Here is a 14,111-nt window from a genome sequence, read left to right as displayed (position 1 = left end):
CTTTGGCATGATTTGCTCCCTAGAAATTGTGAAGCAATACATCCAGAATCAGTCAGAGGGTGCTATCCATCCCCACCCGGGTGGGGAATTCCGCACCTTACGTTAAAATCCACAAGAGTTGCCAGAACAGATGGGAGCAGAGCTGGCCGGTTGACAGGCACCTCAGGAGATTTCTGTAAACAGATCCTTGAGGGCTGTGCGGGCGGCCAGGTGCTTGCGGGTGGACTCGAGAATTTCGGCTTCGCGGCGCAGCCGGCTTTCGGTGTTGACCATTTCCAGCAGCGCTTGCTGCTCCTGAGGGGCTCCCTGGAAGTGGCTGGCCACCCAGTAGGACAACTCTACAGGGGTGGTGGGAAGCTGCTCCGGCAGCTCGGTATCGCGCTCCATCAATTTGCCCGAAAGACGCACCACGTCCTGCAGGAGAGTCGTAACCTGGCGCGCCCAGCTCTGCAGCTCCTCGGAAGAGGTGGTCGGCTCATCCTCGATCCACTCCACCAGCCCCACCCGGAAGGGCTTTTCCCGCACGTAATCCAGGACGCGGAAGCGCTGCTGCCCCAAGGTCAAAATGTCCATGCGGTCATCCGGCAACCGCTGCACCTGCAACACCTCAGCACAACAGCCTATCCGCACCGGGGATCCCGTCTGGGGATTGAACATCAGCACCCCGAAGCGGCGATCCGTCTCCAGGATGGTGTTGATCATCATGCGGTAGCGGTACTCGAAAATGTGCAGCGGCAGGGGGCGGCCCGGAAACAGTACCACCTCCGGCAAGGGAAACAGGGGCAGCTCGCGAACATCCACGGAAGAAGAAGGCATAGGGCTTGTGCTTCTCGCTGTACTGAGTCTAGCCCATCTTGAAAGGCCTTCGGCCCGCCAGCGCGAACGGCCAATCTGGTCGCCTTTGCTGAAGTCGAACGGGGCCGGGATCCCTCAAAAGAAGCGGTGGTGCCAGACCGTGATGGCGATAGCCAGGGCATCGGCGGCATCATCCGGACGGGGCAGGTTGGGCAGGTTGAGCTCGCGGGCCACGGCGGCTTGTACGGCCTGTTTGTCGGCGCGTCCGTAGCCTGTCAGGCTTTGCTTGACTTGGGCAGGGGTAAACTCCACCGGCACCAGGTGATGTTGGGCCAAGGTGAGCAGGATCACGCCACGAGCTTGAGCGATGGCAATGGTGTTGCCCATTTTGTAGAAAAAGAGCTTTTCCAGCCCCACCTGATGCGGGCGCAGTTGGCACAGCAACTGGCTCAAGTCCTCGTACAGCGTTTGCAGCCGTTCCGGCATCGAGTGTTGGCTAGGGGTGCTGATCACCCCATAATCCACGGGTTTTAACCCGGCAGATCCCGCCAGAATGCAACCAAAACCCAAAGTTCCCAGGCCCGGATCCAACCCGAGGATGCGCTGCTCATCATAGCGCTCCGCGCCGCTATCGCGACGGGGAGGATTTGGCAACACCATCGTTGTGCAAATAGGTCAGGCCAGAGATCAGGGTGAGAACCACCGCCACCCAAAAACAAGGGATCCCGCCCGGCCACCCCAAAATCAGCAGAGCAATGGCCAGGATTTGGGTCACGGTCTTGGCTTTGCCCCAGAGATTGGCGCCGCGGATTTGGCTTTGGTTGGCCCGCCAACCGGCAATGACCAGCTCTCGCCCCACCAGCAAAAAGACTCCCCAGGCCGGGATCCGCCCCAACTCCAGCAGGCCCAGCAGGGCCGCCACCACCAGCAGCTTATCCACCAGGGGATCCAGAACCTTGCCCACATCGGTCACCAACCCATAGCGGCGGGCCAAGTGGCCGTCCAGCCAATCGGTTGCCGCCGCCAGCAAAAACGCCCAGAGGGCCAGCCGCTCTCCCAACGGGGATCTCAGGCTCAGCCCCAGCAAAACAAAGGGGATCCCTGCCAACCGCAGCAGGGTAACGGCGGTGGGCAGGTTTACCCACGCCAGTTTGACACTTTGGACGGCGCCGGGATTGTCCACCTCAGATCTGGCCTCAAGGATAAAGTTAACCAGAATTATCGGTAACGGCCCAGGCGCTCGGTGAGCAGGTGGTAGAACCCTTCAGGATCTACTCCAAAAGCCACCTGGACATTGGCGGGACGGCCGCTGGATCCCCAGCGATCCACCACCGTCCGGCCCAGGTTCAAGGGGCTGGCCGTTTCCACCTCGACATAGCAGGGCTTGAGTTCAAACAACTGCGGCTGCAAGAGGTAGGCGATAACACAAGGGTCGTGCAAGGGCCCCCCCGGCAACCCGTAGCGCTCCACATCGACCTTACCGTAAAAGGTGAGCATGTTGGCCACCGTCTGCCCCACCTGGGTGTTGAGGGCGCGAATCCGCTCGATCCGCTCCGGCGTGCTGAGGACTTGTTGGGTGACGTGCAGACCCAGCATCACCACCTCTGGGATCCCGGCGCTGAGCACGATCTGGGCGGCGTGGGGATCGGTGAGGATGTTGAACTCGGCTGCCGGGGTGACATTGCCCTCAAAGGCAGATCCTCCCATGAACACCAGCCGCCCGATGCGCTCCACAAGCCGGGGCTGCTGCACCAGGGCCACCGCCAAGTTGGTCATCGGGCCCAGCAGCGCCAGGGTAACCGGCTCAGGGGCAGCCATCAGGGTCTCGATGAGAAATTGCACCGCGTGCCGGGATCCCAGCGGCATCTGCGGCTCCGGCAAATTGGCGCCGTCGATCCCGCTTTTGCCATGCACGTCCTCAGCAGTTTCCAGGGGGCGCAAGAGGGGGCGAGGGCAGCCGGCATAGACTCCCATCTGCGGCTGACCGGCCAACTCGCAGATCTGCCGCGCGTTGCGGCTGGTCTTCTCCACAGAGACATTGCCAGCCACCGTGGTAATGCCCAGCAACTGCAGCTCAGGTGAGGCCATCGCCAGCAGCAGGGCCACCGCATCGTCTTGGCCGGGGTCGCAATCGATGATCAGGGGCACCATAGGGATCCCGGTAGCGGCTTACTCCCCCAGTGTAGGCTTTTCTGCTGCGCTGGAGAGCAACTGGGGTGGGGCAAGTCTAGGCAGAGACGGGATGATCGCCTTCGATAGCCCGCACCTGATTGACAAAGAATTCTTCCAAAGATTGCCGCTGCCAATGCAAATCGGTCACCACCGCCCCCGCCTGGCCCAAAAGGGTCAGCAGCTCCGGCAGGGATCCGCTCCATTCCCCCGACCAATGGGATCCCTGGATCAAGAAGTGCCCTAGGCAGTCGCGGAACTGGTCGATGGCGCCACCGTGCCCTTGCACGCGGTAGCTTTTGCTCTGGCCCAGCAGCTCGTCCAACGTCCCCTGCTGCACCAATTTGCCGCCGACGATCAGGCCGACGCGGTTGCAGATCACCTCCACATCTCCCAGGATGTGGCTGTTAAAGAACACCGTTTTGCCCTGTTGCTTGAGGGACAAGATGATCTCCCGCATCTGGTAGCGGCCCATGGGATCCAGCCCCGACATCGGCTCATCCAGAAACACCAGCTCCGGGTCGTTGATCAGGGCTTGGGCCATGCCGGTGCGCTGCAGCATGCCCTTGGAGTAGGTGCGCAGTTGTTTTTTGCGGGCCGTATCTACAGAAAGCCCCACCAGCTCCAGCAGTTGCGGGATCCGCTCCCTGAGAAGGCTATCGGGCAGGCGAAACAGCTTGCCGGCAAAATGGAGAAATTCCCATGCTGTCAGGTAATCGTAAAAATAGGGGTTCTCCGGCAAATAGCCCACCTGTTGCTTGATGGAGCGATCCCCCAAAGGTTTGCCCAAGAGCGTGCCGCTGCCGCTGGTGGGCTCCACAATCCCCAGCAGGCATTTGATCGTGGTGGTTTTGCCGGCCCCGTTGGGCCCCAACAGCCCAAAGGTCTCGCCGCGGGCCACTGTCAAAGAAAAATCCTTGAGGGGGCTGACCACCTTGTTCAACCAAAAGCCAGTGCGATAGGTTTTGGTCAAGCCGGAGATGGCGATGGCCGGTTCGGGATGGAGGTCAGTCGCCTCTAGCGCAGGAGCAAGAGTCTCGCTCATGGGGGTGTCCGGGGTCAGGGTTGCTCAGCCTTCTGGAAGCGCCACTTGCTGGGTTGACCAGTGCTTGGCCCCTTCTTTCTTAAGTTTACCCAGCGGGCTTGGCCCAGCTTAAGTCTGTCTCAGCCTACACGCTCGCCTTCTGGATCTGGGATGATGAGTTCCAAGTTAGCTCCCAACGGGTAACTCTCAAAGGAGTGTTCCTTGCTGGATAAAACCCTGAGGCAGTGGAAGGAGCGGCTCTTGGCTCCGGTGCTGCAAACCCCTCTCCAACGGGTGCATCCCCTGGTCATTACCTTGTCGGGGTTTGCGGTGGGCCTGGCCTCTGGCGCAGCAGCGGCCTACGGGGCTTATGGATGGGGGCTGGGCCTGTGGCTGCTGAACCGGTTGATGGATGGGCTAGATGGCACCTTAGCTCGGCTGCAGGGGCGGCAAAGCGATCTGGGCGGCTACCTGGATATGCTGCTGGATGTGGTGGTGTATGCGGTCGTTCCCCTGGGGCTGGCCTTTCACCAGGGATCCCTGGCAGGCTATGCATTTCTGGCCCTGATGCTGGCCAGCTTTTACATCAACCTTTGCGCTTGGATGTACCTGGCGGGGCTGCTGGAAAAACGGCGAAGGGTTGTTTGCATCAACGGGACAGAGTCCTTAGGGGAACTGACCAGCATAACCATGCCGCCTGGGCTGATCGAGGGCAGCGAAACCATCTTTCTCTACAGTTTGTTTTTCCTTTTCCCCGAGTACATGGTGGGGTTGTTTGGGCTGATGGCGATTCTGGTGCTCTTCAGCGCTGCGCAGCGGTTGATCTGGGCGCTGGGATCCCTTTCTGCTCCAAGGTCAGACTGGCAACAATAAAACGGTTCGTCACCTAGACTCCCAACTCCCCTCTCCCAGAGGGAGAGGGGTTGGGGGTGAGGGAAGCGGCGCAGAGTGATTGGGGAGTGTCTTATTCGGGTTTGAAACCAACTCTAGTCCGAGTCGGTTTCGACCAGAGCGACCCCTTCTATCGCCAAAGCAGCCTCGGTCTCTTCTGCTCGCACATCCCGCAAAAAAGCTTCCAGAGAGGCTTGGGCTTCCGCCTCTGAATAGTGCTCCGCACCGCTCAAGCGAACGGCTCCTTCCGGCAGCCAGCCCAAAAACGGCAAGGGCAAGAGGGTGGAAAGGTTGGTCAGGATCAGCAGCAGCCCCAGCCGGCTGAAATCGGTCTCCGTCACCCCCAGCCCATGCATCAGCAGGGATCCCAGCTCTTGGGAGAGAAACCCCGCCAGATTAAAAGCCGACATCAGCAGGGCAAAGAGAGTGGCCTCGATCCCAGGGGGGCAAAGGCGGGCGGCCAAGACCAGCACCGGCATGAAGGCAATTTGCCCGGCCACCGTCAGCACCAAGCTGTCCCCCAAGCTAAACCAGTGATCGTCGATGCCCCAATCCCGATTGAGGTGATAGACCAAAATGAGGCTGGTCAGGCCCAATCCCGCCGAGAGCACCGTCATCCAGCCGAATAGGGGCCGCAGTGGGATCCGCCGCAGATACACCTGGAAGATCCCGACCCCCAGCAGGCTGGCCATGCTGGTTGCCAAGCGCACCTGACCCAAAAATTCCGGCCCAAAGCCGAGGTCGTTGGTAACAAAGTAAAAAAGAGCCACATCGGCGCTGGGAGTGGCCTGCCAAACGAATACAAACAGCACCGGCAGCAGAATGCTGGGCTGCCGCAGCGCCCGCCACACCTGGCGCACCTGTTGCTGCAAGGGATCCCAGCCTTGAGACAACGCCACCGGCTGATCGACAATCACCCAAGCCGCTAGAGCGATGAACAACGGCAAAAAGGCCGTCAGCCCAAACACCACCTGCGGCGAATAATGGGCCAAGAGCGCCCCTCCCAAATAGGCGGTGAGCAGGGATCCCAAGGCCGTTGCCCCCCAAGTCAAAGATTGCAGCGTGCCCGTCCCTGCCCAGTCATGGCCATGTACCCGCTCCACCACCAGCGAATCCACGATCACATCTCCCACCGCCACCGCCAGGGATCCCAAAACCATCCACAGGGTGGCCAGCCCAGCCGTCGGCGCCCACAGCGCCATGCCCAGCCAAGCCACGCACCCCAGAAGCCCAGAAAGCAAGAGGTAAGGACGACGGCGGTAGCCCGCTACGGGCACGGTATCCGACAGCAGGCCGTAGAGGGGCTTGAGGATCCAGGGACTCATGGCAACGCCCATCAACGCTGCCACCTGCGACGGGCTGAGGCCCAAGCTATCTTTCAGATAAAAGCTGGTGGCCAGCCGTGCCAAGCCCAGCGCCCCCTGCACAAAGTACACCAAGAGGATCCCGAATAGCTCTGGTGTCCAGTGGATATCCCGCAGCGGGGTCAGGGTGGAGGAGCGCAGCCGTTGCAGCAGAGGATGGAGCATGGGGGGTGCAGAGTTGCGTAGTGTTACATTTGCGCAGTGTTGCCTCGGCAACCGCAAAACCATCAGAAATCTTAACAGTCCCTTTACTCTAACCCGTCCAACCGGCTTGCGGGCACCAGGGGCCACGCTCTAAAACAACTGGACTGGTGGATACTTGCCCAGATTCCGAGCCCGCACTGGTCGGCAGCAGCCGGATGTGAGCATTTGGGAGTCATTTCTAGTCTAGAGAAGCCGTGACTTCCTTCTCTCTGGGAGAGGGGTTGGGGGGTGAGGGCCAGAAGACGAGGCTATTCCAGAGTGGCAGTAGGATGAAGGAGTAGTCTCAGAACATTTCTACCTCTTTCTGGCTGTGTTCACTGCTTCTCCTGCCGGTTGGGCGGCTGATGTCATCGCGCCTTTTGCTCCTCAAGTCTGGAGCTGGCGCGGCCATGCCATTCGCTACGTGGTGCAGGGATCCGGATCTCCGCTGGTCTTGGTGCATGGCTTTGGGGCTTCCATCGGCCATTGGCGGCACAACATCCCCGTGCTGGCTGGGGCGGGATACCGGGTCTATGCCCTGGATTTGCTGGGGTTTGGTGGCTCGGCCAAGCCTGCTCTCCCCTACAGCCTAGATCTGTGGGCGGAGTTGCTGGCGGATTTTTGGCAGCAGCACGTGCAGCAGCCGGCGGTGTTTATTGGCAATTCCATCGGGGCCTTGCTCAGCTTGATGATGGCCGCCCAACACCCTCAACTGGCCGCAGGGGCGGTGCTGCTCAACTGTGCCGGCGGCCTGAACCACCGCTCCCACGAGCTCAACCCGATTTTCCGCGTTTTCATGGCCGCCTTTACTGCCCTGGTAGCCTCTCCGGCGACCGGGCCGTGGGTGTTTGATCGGGTGCGGCAGCGGCAGCGGATCCGTGCCACCCTGAAACAGGTATATCGCAACCCCGCCGCCATTACCGATGAGCTGGTGGAGCTCCTCTATGCCCCTTCCTGTGATGTGGGCGCTCAGCAGGTGTTTGCTGCCATCCTCACCGCTCCTCCCGGCCCCACTCCCGAATCTCTGCTGCCCCAGGTGCGCTGTCCGCTGTTGGTGCTCTGGGGAGAAGAGGATCCCTGGACGCCCATTCAACGGGGATGCGGCTTTGAAAACCATGTGCAGGGGATCGACTACCAGTTTTTGCCCATTCCCAATACCGGCCATTGCCCCCATGACGAACGCCCAGAGGTGGTTAACCCTCTGATTGTGGGCTGGCTGCCCAGAGCCTTTGCGGCTGTTTGACAGGCTGTCCTCAGGTTTTTGGGGAAGTTTTTTGAGCAGATAGGCCCAACCAACTCCGTATTTTGGTCATCCAAACTTGAAGGGGCGAGGGCTGGGGCCGGATCGCCACCTGGATCGGCTCGTCTTGGAAGTCTGGATCTTTGAGGCGAAACCCAAACTCTAGGTCATCTTTCACTTTACTAAGACGGGGAAACAGCCTCACGGCTGCTTTTTTGAGCTCTTCTTCATTTTGGAAAATGGCCTGGTGAATGGCACCGGAACGCCCCACCGCCAGGGATCCCACCGGCAGCCAGGGGTTGGGCTTGCCGGGCGCGGGCTGGCGATGTCGAACAAAGATGTTGAACTCCGGCATCCCCTTGGCTTTCAGCTCGTCGTAGCGTTTGGCGGCTTCCTTGCGCTTGGCCGTGTTGGCTTTGGCCGGCTTTTTCTCCGGCCTGGATGGGCTGAAACCCTTGGACTGACTCATACCTGGCTTGACAAGAGGGGTGTTTTTGCAGCTTAGCGCAGATTGGATCCCTTCCTTCCAGGGTTGCTCCGACTGGCGTGCTATACTTATTGAGCCTTGGTGGGCGGTTGAAGAAGCCTACCAGCGGGATGTAGCGCAGCTTGGTAGCGCACTTCGTTCGGGACGAAGGGGTCGCAGGTTCGAATCCTGTCATCCCGATGGGCTTGGGCAAAATCGCGTTGGCCTCCCGGCTCCCCAGCCGGGAGAATATGTAGAGTAGACGGGCCTTGGCAAAGAGAAGGGGCAACGGCGCTTGGGGAGTGCCTCAATTGGGTTTGAGATAACCCAAGACCTGGGTGCTTTGGGTGTTGTTGGGCTGGTCTCGCCCAACGGGATTGGGGCAGCGGCAGGAGCCGCATGGCCCTGCTACCGTTCTATTGTGAACGCGCTGCTGCCAAACTCTGCCATGGAGAACCAACCGTGACCCACCTGGCCACCCCCTTCGACCTTCACCCCCGCGAAACCGGGTTTGATACCCCAGATGCCCTGCGTCTCAGCCAACGCCTCATTCAAGTGGGGATCGCCCTTTCTTCGGAAACGGATCTCAGGCGCCTGCTGGAACTGATTGTCGCCCAAGCCCGCGAGCTGACCTGCTGTGATGGCGCCAGCTTGTTCATCCGGGAGGGAGAAGAGTTGCGCTTTTTCGTGGTCAACCGCAACGAGGAGCTGCAGGATCTGCGCCTGCCCCTCACTCCTTCCAGCATTGTGGGCTATGTGGTGCTCACTGGGGAGAGCTTGAACTTGCCGGACGTCTATCGCTTGCCACCGGGCTTGCCCTATGCCTTCAACTCCCAAGTAGATCAGCAAACCGGCTACCGCACCCGCTCTTTGCTCACGGTGCCGCTGCGGGATCCCTCAGGAAACATCCTCGGCGCCCTGCAACTCTTGAACCGTCTCAGGCCGGATCGCCCTGCTGACCCAGCGCCCAACCAGGTGGCTGACTGGAGCCAGCCGTTTTCTGAGTTGGAAGTCCGGGTGGCCGAAGCCCTGGCTTCCCAGGCGGCGGTTGCCTATCAAAATGTGCGCTTGCGGGAAGAGCTGAAAGCCGCTCACCTGGAAACGATTTTCTGTCTGGCCCAGGCTGCCGAATACCGGGATCAAGACACCTCGTTTCACCTCAAGCGGATGAGCCACTACTCCCGCATTCTCGCCAAAGAGTTGGGCCTCTCCAGCCGAGAACAGGAGCTGATTTTCTACGCCAGCCCCCTGCACGATGTGGGCAAAATTGGGATCCCGGATGCCATCTTGCAAAAGCCAGGCCCCCTCACCCCTGAAGAGCGCCTGATCATGAACCGCCACCCTGAGATTGGCTACGAGATCCTCAGCAAGTCCGACTCGGAGCTGATGAAAAAAAGCGCCATCATTGCCCTCACCCACCACGAAAAGTTTGATGGCAGCGGCTACCCGCGGGGCCTCAAGGGCGAAGGGATCCCGCTGGAAGGGCGGATTGTGGCTTTGGCCGACGTGTTCGACGCCTTGGCCAGCCGCCGCCCCTACAAAGCAGCCTGGGATCTAGACGAGATCTTTCGCTTTGTGGAAAACAACAGCGGCAGCCACTTCGATCCCCACGTGGTGGCAGCTTTTAAGCGCGGGCGCGGCGAAATCCTGGAGATCTACCACCGCTATCAAGAGGCTCGCTAACCCCAGATCCCCTTAGCCCCTGGGTTCAGAACAGGTTCCTCGCCTGCCCACCAATAAAGCACAAATAAAAAAGAAAGAGGATCTCTCCGCACAATCCCGTATAGGCTTGTAGCCAGCAGACAAGATCTCAGGCCAAACTAAGGGTGGCCGGCTCTGTTTGCCACCGGTTCGCTGGAAAGGCGAGCAGAGCTCTGCCTCTGTGCTCCTCTATACATAGCACATTCTTGGCCACTTGTCTCTGCCCAACCCGCGCCGAGGATCCCTGTGATGGCTACCCTGACCAATCCGCCCACTCCCACCCTCTCGATCAACACCAAGCTGCGCGATCTGGCTCTGGTGGACTTTCAGGTGAGCGAGTCCACCCCCTGCGAGAACGTGGTGCGCCGCCTAGAAGATGATCCCAGCCTTTCGGGGGTCATCGTGCTGGATGAGCGGTCGCGGGTGCAGGGGATGTTGACCCGCCGCGCCATTTTGGAGTGGATGCTGAGCAAGCCCTATGGCCTAGACGTGTTTTTGAAGCGGCCCATCAGCTCCTTGGTGGAGTTCCACGGACGGGGCTTTTTGCTGCTCCCCGGCAACTGCGATGTCATCGCGGCGGCCAGCCAGGCCTTCCGGCGGCCCCAGGAGACCATCTACGACCCGGTGGTGGTACAAGTTGGTTCCCAGGACTACCGCCTTTTGGATGTGCCGGTGTTGTTGGTGGCCCAGTCGCAGGTGCATCTGGCCACGCAGCGGAAGCTGCAAGAACAGCAGGAGGAGATGCAACGGATCTTGGCTGAGCTGGAGCAAGAGAAAAACCGCAGCCTTCAGTATGCCCGCGATCTGGAGCGGCAAAAGGCCGAGATCCTCAGCCAGAACATCGCTTTAGATCGGGAGCGGCGCCAGGCCCAGCAGCGCTCCGAAGAACTGGCCCGCCTCAACGCCCGCATCATCGAGATCAGCTCGGTGCTCTCGGAGAAGGGCAAATCCACCTTTGCCGCCACCTTTGCCGGAGTAGAGGCCGTTCGCCGTCTATCTCAGGAAATTGCCGACAGCAACCAGGAGCTCTCCCGCGAGCTCAAAGAAATCAACACCATCGTTGACTTGATCGTAGAGGTGGCGGGCTATATTCGCCTGCTCTCCTTTAATGCGGCTGTGGAGGCCAACCGCAGCGGCGGAGGTGGCGGTTTTGGCGCCATTGCCCAGGAGATTCGCAAATTGGCAGGGCGCACCACCGAAGCCAGCAACCGCATCCGCGGCTTGGCAGAGCGCATCCAACGCCAAAGCCAATCCACCCTGCAATCAGCCCAGGCCAGCGCCGAGATGGTGCAATCCCTTTACCAGCAGGCCCAGTCGGCCCAGGCGGCCCTGGAGGAGTTGCAAGCCCTCTTGGAGCGATCCCAGGTTTAGCCTTTTTTGGGAGTGGTCTGGCCCTCGCGGATCTCGTAGGTGTAAAACTGCCCTGCCACCGCCAGAGTTTGGAAGTGGTAGGTGGGCAAAGAGATCCCCAGCGGGCCAAAGTTAAGCAACGACAAATCGGTGCTGTAGAGGCTGAAGAGGATGAAGTTTTGCCGGCGGGTTTGGCGCAGGAACAGCTCTGCCAGCTCCGGTTGCAGCTCTTGCACAAGGGCGTGACATTCCTCAATGAGGGTGGGCAAAAAAGCCGGGAGCTGGGCGCAGTATTCCCGCGTGGCATAGGCAGCCAACTGTTCCCCTGCGTAGGCCCCGTACGCTTCCGGGGTGGGATTGGTGATGGCCAGAGCAGCCACACCCCCGGCCAGAACCAGTCCGGAAAGCAAGGAAAAGACCCTCAGCATAGCGGCCTCCGAAACAAGATTTTCCATTCTGCTACGGGCTTGAGGTGCTTCGACAGGGATCCTTCGGCAAAAGCCATCGCCTAAGGCCGCCCTGTCGCCTCCTAGAGCCGGCGCGGGATCACCCAATTGGCCAGGAATGCGGTTCACGGTGTTGCAGCAAACCTGCAAAAGAGCTGGATCCCTTGGTTGAATTGCTAGCCTACAGGCTAGGATGGGAGCCGATGCGCAGCTTGATGCTCTCTATGGAACTGGCCGATCTGAGACGCACCCTAGAATCGCTCACCTCGCGCCTGAGCAGTGCTCAGGACTATCTTTGACCTGCCCCGCCTAGAGCAACAGATCGCCATTTTGGAGCAAGAGGCGGCGCAGCCGCAGTTTTGGAACGATGCCGAGGCGGCCCGCCGCCACCTGCAACAGCTCAACAGCCTCAAGGCCTCCTGGGATCAAGTCCACCGCTGGAAGGATCGCCTGGAAGATGCCACCAGCGCCCTGGAGCTGTTGCAAGAGGATCCCGACCCGGAGCTGTTGGCGGAAGTGTCCGGATCCCTGGCGGCGGTGGAGCGGGAGCTCGGCCAATGGGAGCTGCGGCAACTGCTTTCCGGCCCCTACGACAAAAACGGCGCCATCCTCACCATTACCGCCGGCGCGGGGGGAACCGACGCTCAAGACTGGGCAGCGATGCTCCTGAAGATGTACACCCGCTGGGCGGAAAACCAGGGCTACAAGGTCAGCCTCTCGGAATACTCGGAAGGGGCAGAGGCCGGCATCAAGTCGGCCACCCTGTTGATCGAGGGGCCCTACGCCTATGGGTATCTTTCCGCCGAGAAGGGCAACCACCGCATGGAGCGCATCAGCCCCTTCAACGCCAACGGCAAGCGCCAGACCAGCTTTGCCGGCGTCGAGGTCATGCCCATCCTGGAGGAAGAGAATGAGTTCGAGCTGAGGATGGAGGATCTGGAGTTCGAGACTTCTCGTTCCGGCGGGGCAGGCGGCCAAAACGTCAACAAGGTGGAAACGGCGGTGCGCGTTATCCACAAGCCCACCGGCATTGCCGTGCGCTGCACCGAGGAGCGTTCCCAACTGCAAAACAAGGAGCGGGCCATCCAGATCCTGAAGGCGAAGCTCATCGAATTGGAAGAGGAAAAGCGCCGGCAAAAGCTGGCCGAGATCCGCGGCGAGATGGTGACCCAGGGCTTTGGGGGCCGGATCCGCACCTACACCTTCGATCCTTACAAGTTGATCAAAGACCACCGCACCAACGCCGAAACCTACAATGTCGAGGCGTTTATGAATGGCGAACCGGAGGAGCTGATGCACTTTATCCAGGCCTACCTGCGGCAGGAACATGCCAAACAGCAGGCTGCTGCAGTCTAGGGCCGGCTGTGGCGCTCCCACACAGCCTGCATCAGGGCTGCCCGCTCCGACGCCGAGATCGCGCCCAATTGAACGGGATCCCACTCTGGGAAAAACTCCCCCACCCCCCATCCCAAGGCTCTGGGATGGGCTGTTTTTGCCTGCAGGGATCCCGCCCAAACTAGGCCGTGCCAAGCGCCAATAGGGGTTTCCAGGGCCGAGGAAAACACCAGATCCAACCCCGGGTGTTGGCTGAGGTAGTCCCTCAGGGCAAGACCGGATCCGACCAAAGAGGGCTTGACCACCAGGATCCCTTGCCAGCCCGACCGGTGGACAGCTTGCAACTGCTCCAGGCCGGCCACTGACTCATCCAGAGCAAGGGGAGTTTGAAACTCGCGGCTCAGTTGGATCAAGTCAGCGTGCTGCTCCGGGGGCAGAGGCTGCTCGAAAAACTCGATCTTGCCCGGCCACTCCTGATTGAGCTGGTCGCAAAGGGCCAGCCAGCGCCGCGCCTCGGCCAGGGTCAGCCCCCCGTTGGCATCCAGGCGCAGCCGGGATCCGGGCGGCAGTTGCTCCAGCCAGCTTGCTAGCTTTTTCCACTCCTGCTCAAAGGCATCCACCCCCACCTTGCCTTTGTAAACCGGGTAGGAACCTACGGGGACGGCTTTTCCCAAAAGCCCACAAAACGCAAGCCCCGAGAGATCCCTGGCCAGCCAGCCGGGATCCCGACAGGCCAGCCAGGCGCATTCCAAGCCAAAGCGAGTGGCGGGCAGAGTTGCTGGGATCCCTTCAATCTGGGCCTCGGATAGCTCAGCCGGCAACTGCTGGCAAAACGCCAGCGCTTGCTCCAAAGTCTCGCTGCCCAACCAGGGGAGGGGAGCAATCTCCCCATAGCCCTGCTGACCCGTCTCCAGATCCGTCAGCCGGATCAGGATCCCTTCGCGGACAGACCATAGGCCGTAGCGGGTGCGCAAGGGCTGCCGAAAAGGACGCCGGTAGAGGCAAAACGCAAAGGAAAACCCCTTTTCCAACTGCCCATGCAAGACGGAGTCCCCTTTCTGGCTCGGAATTTTAACGTAAGGTGCGGAATTCCCCACCGTCTATACGGTGGGGATGGATAGCACCCTCTGACTGATTCTGGATGTAT

At 60.5% G+C, this 14,111-nt stretch carries 14 protein-coding genes and 1 tRNA gene; 6 read left to right on the top strand and 9 right to left on the bottom strand.

Translation table 11 applies throughout. From position 1 onward, the window contains the following. Nucleotides 1-162: 162 nt before the first annotated feature. The 5 genes from NW858_RS03170 to NW858_RS03150 all read right to left on the bottom strand — a co-directional run bounded on the left by NW858_RS03170 (nt 163) and on the right by NW858_RS03150 (nt 4,009). The gene (locus tag NW858_RS03170) at nt 163-816 is read right to left on the bottom strand and encodes an LON peptidase substrate-binding domain-containing protein (RefSeq protein ID WP_414334760.1); all 654 of its coding nucleotides are present in this window, start codon (nt 814-816) and stop codon (nt 163-165) included. 114 nt (nt 817-930) lie between these two features. Beyond that, a complete protein-coding gene (gene ruvC / locus NW858_RS03165; protein WP_414334759.1) occupies nt 931-1,449 on the bottom strand; it encodes a crossover junction endodeoxyribonuclease RuvC in 519 nt (172 codons plus the stop codon). After that, the gene (pgsA, locus tag NW858_RS03160; protein ID WP_414509281.1) at nt 1,424-1,978 is read right to left on the bottom strand and encodes a CDP-diacylglycerol--glycerol-3-phosphate 3-phosphatidyltransferase; all 555 of its coding nucleotides are present in this window, start codon (nt 1,976-1,978) and stop codon (nt 1,424-1,426) included. Before pgsA ends, ruvC begins: the two co-directional genes overlap by 26 nt. Nucleotides 1,979-2,013: 35 nt before the next feature. Beyond that, the gene (locus NW858_RS03155) at nt 2,014-2,946 is read right to left on the bottom strand and encodes a nucleoside hydrolase (RefSeq protein ID WP_414334757.1); all 933 of its coding nucleotides are present in this window, start codon (nt 2,944-2,946) and stop codon (nt 2,014-2,016) included. A gap of 76 nt (nt 2,947-3,022) precedes the next feature. Beyond that, complete coding sequence (locus NW858_RS03150; RefSeq protein ID WP_414519759.1) at nt 3,023-4,009, bottom strand: ABC transporter ATP-binding protein; 987 nt, start codon at nt 4,007-4,009, stop codon at nt 3,023-3,025. 201 nt (nt 4,010-4,210) lie between these two features. Here NW858_RS03150 and NW858_RS03145 point away from each other — a divergent pair, with 201 nt between their 5' ends. After that, nucleotides 4,211-4,861 carry a CDP-alcohol phosphatidyltransferase family protein gene (locus NW858_RS03145; RefSeq protein ID WP_414509280.1) on the top strand — a complete coding sequence of 217 codons (651 nt, stop codon included), beginning with the start codon at nt 4,211-4,213 and terminating at the stop codon, nt 4,859-4,861. Between the two features lie 113 nt (nt 4,862-4,974). Here NW858_RS03145 and NW858_RS03140 read toward each other — a convergent pair whose 3' ends face one another. Next, entirely contained in the window at nt 4,975-6,408 is a 1,434-nt protein-coding gene (locus NW858_RS03140) for a folate/biopterin family MFS transporter (protein ID WP_414519757.1), read from the bottom strand. Nucleotides 6,409-6,757: 349 nt separating this feature from the next. Here NW858_RS03140 and NW858_RS03135 point away from each other — a divergent pair, with 349 nt between their 5' ends. Next, nucleotides 6,758-7,669 carry an alpha/beta fold hydrolase gene (locus NW858_RS03135; protein ID WP_414509279.1) on the top strand — a complete coding sequence of 304 codons (912 nt, stop codon included), beginning with the start codon at nt 6,758-6,760 and terminating at the stop codon, nt 7,667-7,669. A gap of 10 nt (nt 7,670-7,679) precedes the next feature. Here the strand turns inward: NW858_RS03135 and NW858_RS03130 are convergent, their stop codons facing one another. Continuing rightward, nucleotides 7,680-8,135, bottom strand: coding sequence for an HHL1-like protein (locus NW858_RS03130; protein WP_414334752.1), 456 nt, complete (start codon nt 8,133-8,135; stop codon nt 7,680-7,682). A 124-nt stretch (nt 8,136-8,259) separates the two neighbouring features. Between NW858_RS03130 and NW858_RS03125 the strand changes: the two genes are divergently transcribed. The 3 genes from NW858_RS03125 (at nt 8,260) to NW858_RS03115 (ending at nt 11,204) form a co-directional block, all read left to right on the top strand. Next, nucleotides 8,260-8,333 (top strand) — tRNA-Pro (locus NW858_RS03125). Between the two features lie 198 nt (nt 8,334-8,531). Continuing rightward, nucleotides 8,532-9,815, top strand: a complete 1,284-nt coding sequence (locus tag NW858_RS03120) for an HD domain-containing phosphohydrolase (protein ID WP_414519754.1) — start codon at nt 8,532-8,534, stop codon at nt 9,813-9,815. Between the two features lie 267 nt (nt 9,816-10,082). Continuing rightward, nucleotides 10,083-11,204 carry a methyl-accepting chemotaxis protein gene (locus NW858_RS03115; RefSeq protein WP_414519752.1) on the top strand — a complete coding sequence of 374 codons (1,122 nt, stop codon included), beginning with the start codon at nt 10,083-10,085 and terminating at the stop codon, nt 11,202-11,204. Here the strand turns inward: NW858_RS03115 and NW858_RS03110 are convergent. Further along, nucleotides 11,201-11,611 carry a DUF4359 domain-containing protein gene (locus NW858_RS03110; protein ID WP_414334749.1) on the bottom strand — a complete coding sequence of 137 codons (411 nt, stop codon included), beginning with the start codon at nt 11,609-11,611 and terminating at the stop codon, nt 11,201-11,203. The genes NW858_RS03115 and NW858_RS03110 overlap by 4 nt on opposite strands. Before the next feature lie 242 nt (nt 11,612-11,853). Here NW858_RS03110 and prfB point away from each other — a divergent pair. Next, nucleotides 11,854-12,985 (top strand): peptide chain release factor 2 gene (gene prfB / locus NW858_RS03105; protein ID WP_414334761.1). Its coding sequence is split into 2 segments (ribosomal slippage): nt 11,854-11,925 and nt 11,927-12,985, totalling 1,131 coding nucleotides; the frame shifts between segments, so codons are not numbered across the junction. Here prfB and NW858_RS03100 read toward each other — a convergent pair. Then, complete coding sequence (locus tag NW858_RS03100; protein ID WP_414519750.1) at nt 12,982-14,007, bottom strand: o-succinylbenzoate synthase; 1,026 nt, start codon at nt 14,005-14,007, stop codon at nt 12,982-12,984. The two genes, prfB and NW858_RS03100, sit on opposite strands and share 4 nt — an antisense overlap. Between the last annotated feature and the right edge of the window lie 104 nt (nt 14,008-14,111).

Origin of the sequence: Synechococcus sp. H55.10 (genome assembly GCF_047502715.1) — a bacterium.
Lineage (GTDB): Bacteria > Cyanobacteriota > Cyanobacteriia > Thermostichales > Thermostichaceae > Thermostichus.
Note: the sequence above shows the minus strand (reverse complement) of the source record. Positions and strands in the feature narration are given on the sequence as shown.

Bases quoted from the DNA above. Each gene is read 5' to 3' on its own strand.
- NW858_RS03120 (WP_414519754.1), top strand. From the start codon at position 8,532: ATGGCCCTGCTACCGTTCTATTGTGAACGCGCTGCTGCCAAACTCTGC.
- NW858_RS03140 (WP_414519757.1), bottom strand. From the start codon at position 6,408: ATGCTCCATCCTCTGCTGCAACGGCTGCGCTCCTCCACCCTGACCCCG.
- NW858_RS03170 (WP_414334760.1), bottom strand. From the start codon at position 816: ATGCCTTCTTCTTCCGTGGATGTTCGCGAGCTGCCCCTGTTTCCCTTG.
- NW858_RS03115 (WP_414519752.1), top strand. From the start codon at position 10,083: ATGGCTACCCTGACCAATCCGCCCACTCCCACCCTCTCGATCAACACC.
- NW858_RS03110 (WP_414334749.1), bottom strand. From the start codon at position 11,611: ATGCTGAGGGTCTTTTCCTTGCTTTCCGGACTGGTTCTGGCCGGGGGT.
- NW858_RS03150 (WP_414519759.1), bottom strand. From the start codon at position 4,009: ATGAGCGAGACTCTTGCTCCTGCGCTAGAGGCGACTGACCTCCATCCC.
- NW858_RS03130 (WP_414334752.1), bottom strand. From the start codon at position 8,135: ATGAGTCAGTCCAAGGGTTTCAGCCCATCCAGGCCGGAGAAAAAGCCG.
- NW858_RS03155 (WP_414334757.1), bottom strand. From the start codon at position 2,946: ATGGTGCCCCTGATCATCGATTGCGACCCCGGCCAAGACGATGCGGTG.